The 2,901-nt window shown below is 67.9% G+C and carries 3 protein-coding genes; all 3 read right to left on the bottom strand.

All coding sequences use genetic code 11. The features are described from left to right. Positions 1–157 precede the first annotated feature (157 nt). Positions 158–958: a prolyl oligopeptidase family serine peptidase gene (locus ABE483_RS18890; protein ID WP_346482186.1), complete on the bottom strand. Its 801-nt coding sequence runs from the start codon at positions 956–958 to the stop codon at positions 158–160. A gap of 67 nt (positions 959–1,025) precedes the next feature. Continuing rightward, the gene (locus ABE483_RS18885) at positions 1,026–1,292 is read right to left on the bottom strand and encodes a hypothetical protein (protein WP_152153549.1); all 267 of its coding nucleotides are present in this window, start codon (positions 1,290–1,292) and stop codon (positions 1,026–1,028) included. 13 nt (positions 1,293–1,305) lie between these two features. Next, on the bottom strand, positions 1,306–2,667 hold the full coding sequence (mgtE, locus tag ABE483_RS18880; protein WP_123728558.1) for a magnesium transporter: 1,362 nt from the start codon (positions 2,665–2,667) through the stop codon (positions 1,306–1,308). Positions 2,668–2,901 lie beyond the last annotated feature (234 nt).

Here is a 2,901-nt window from a genome sequence, read left to right as displayed (position 1 = left end):
GCGGCGGGGGGGCGCCCCCCCCGGGGGGGGGCCTCCGTCTGGGGGTGGGGGCCCCCGCCGCCCCGCGCCCCCCACTACCGGGACCTCTGCAGAGCCGGCCAGCGGCCGGCACTACCGATCGTGGCCACCCGTCAAGCGTCGCGGCCACCGTGATCCATCAACGGTTCTGCGCGAACATCCACGCCCACATCGCCGCATCGGCATAGGTGGCGTCCCAGGCGTTGTGGTTGCCTTCGGGGTACTCGGTGTAGCGCACGTCCTTCGCACCGGCCTGCTGGAACGCGGCGTGCAGCTTGCGGTCGTCATCCGGCGGTACCAGGTCGTCCAGCGCGCCATGGAACATCCAGATCGGGACGTTGCGCAGGCGCTGGGCAATGGCGGCGTACGGGTCGCGCTGGCCGGCCACGGCCTCCACCTGCAGGTCCGGGCGGCTCTGGTGCGGGGACAGCACCGCGCCGCAGACCGGCACAATGGCGGCGAAGCGGGTCGGTTCGGCCAGCGCGATGTTCCAGCTGCCGTAGCCGCCCATCGACATCCCGGTCAGGTACTGCCGCTGCGGGTCGGCCCCAAACTCGGCGATGGCGGCATCCAGTGCAGCCAGCGCGATGCGGTTGTTCTCGCCCGACCATTCCTGGTCATCCGGGGTCTGCGGCAACACCACCAGCGCGGGGAAGGTGGAGGTGTGCTGGCGCAGGTAGGGCCCAAGCCCGGCCTGAGTCTGGCGGCGGCCGTCGCGGCCACGCTCACCGGAGCCATGCAGGAACAGGACGACCGGCAATTGGCCGCGTGAGGCGGCGGCGTTGCGCGGCACGAACACCTGGTAATACGCGGTATGGCCATCCACCTTGACCGCACGGCCGACGAACTGGCCACCGGAGGCCGCCGGGGTGCTCGCGCAGCCGGCCACCGTCATCATCGCCACTGCCCAGAGCAGCCATCCACTCCAACGTCGTGCCATTGTCGTGCCTTGATTGAAATCGTTTTCAGTCTAGGCCCGGTGGCGCGCCGGAGCATCTTGCAGTGCATCAGTGCGGGCGCGGGGCCGCAGCCAGGATGTCCAGCTGTTCAATCGCCTCGGGGTGACCGTCGGCGGCGGCCGCCTGCACCTGCGCCAGACTGGGGTGGACCACCAGCAGGATCGGGTTCTCGCACTGCGGGCAGTCGAACTGCGCTTCGTCTTCGTGCAGTTCCATCGGCATCTGCCGCGCGCTGCCCTGCCATTCGCAGGCGGCGCAGGTATACGTCGCGTCGCGCCAGCCGGGCTGGAAGTAGTTGTCGAGGGTCAGGGCCATGCGGTGTCCAGGGTCAGTGCAGCAGGATCAGGCTGGCCAGGCCGAGGAAGCTGAAGAAGCCCATGACATCGGTGACAGCGGTCACCACCACGGTACCGGCCACGGCCGGGTCCACGTTCATGCGCTTGAGCAGCAGCGGCAGCAGCACACCGGCCAGGGCCGCGGCGCAGAAGTTGATGATCAGCGCCAGGGTGATCACCAGCGACAGCAGGAAGCTGTGGAACCAGAGGTAGGCGATGATGCCGACCACGGTGCCGATCAGGGTGCCGTTGATCAAGGCGACGCGTGATTCCTTCCACAGCAGGATGCGCGCGTTGCTCTGGCCGACCTGGCCCAGCGCGATGCCGCGCACCATCAGGGTCAGCACCTGCACGGCGGCATTGCCGCCCACGCCGGCCACGATCGGCATCAGCACGGCCAGCGCCACCACTTTCTGCAGGGTCAGCTCGAACTGGCCGATCACGCTGGCCGCCAGGAACGCGGTGCACAGGTTGATGCCCAGCCAGACCACGCGACCGCGCACGGCGCGCTTGATCGGCGAGAACAGATCTTCTTCTTCATCCAGGCCGGCGGCGCCCAGCGCCTGGTGCTCGGCCTGCGACCGGATGATGTCGACCACGTCATCGATGGTGATGCGGCCGAGCAGGATGTTGTTGTCGTCCACCACCGGGGCGGACACCCAGTCATGATCGGAGAACTGGCGCGCGACTTCATCGGCGCTCTCGCCGACATCGATCGCCGGCTGCTCGTCATCGATCAGGCGGTTGATCGGGGTGTTGTCCTCGTGCGTCACCAGCGCGGCCAGCGACAGGCGGCCCAGGTACTGGTGGCGGCGACTGACCACGAACAGGTGATCGGTGTGGTCGGGCAGTTCGCCGCGCAGGCGCAGGTAGCGCAGCACCACATCGACATTGACGTCGGCGCGCACGGTCACCACGTCCGGGTTCATCAGGCGGCCGGCGCTGTCTTCGGGATAGGACAGCACCTGCTCAAGCCGCTCGCGGTTCTCGCGGTCCATCGACTTGAGCACTTCATCGATGACCGTGTCCGGCAGGTCTTCGACCAGATCGGCCAGGTCATCGATGTCCAGATCTTCGACCGCGGCGATGATCTCGTCCGGGTCCATGTCGGCCAGCAGGCTTTCGCGCACTTCTTCGCCGACGTGGACCAGTACCTCGCCGTCGTCTTCCGGATCCACCAGGCCCCAGACGATCTCACGCTTGCCCGGCGGCAGCGATTCGAGCAGGTTGCCGATTTCCGCCGGCGCCAGGGTATTGACCAACCGACGGACCGGACCCAGCCGCCCGCTGTCCAGTGCATCGGACAACAGCCGCAGCTGGCGCGCCGTCTTGTCGTGGCGTACGGCTTCGGCCATGCGCAGCTCCTGCGGAAAAAGAAAAAGGCCGCTATCCGGTAGAGGATGCGGCATGGGCGGTGGTCACCGCGTCATTATCGCGTGCTTGTGTGTCAATCGGGTAGCGCGCAGACGGCGATGCGCGTGGGACGCACGCATTCAACGACGGTAGTGCCGGGCCCGGGGCCGCCCCCACCCAAAACCAAAACCAAGTTAAATACGAGCCCCCCCCCCGCCCGCACCAACCGGCCCACG

The organism is Stenotrophomonas sp. TWI602 (assembly GCF_039674045.1).
In the GTDB taxonomy this organism is placed as follows: Bacteria; Pseudomonadota; Gammaproteobacteria; order Xanthomonadales; family Xanthomonadaceae; genus Stenotrophomonas.
Note: the sequence above shows the minus strand (reverse complement) of the source record. Positions and strands in the feature narration are given on the sequence as shown.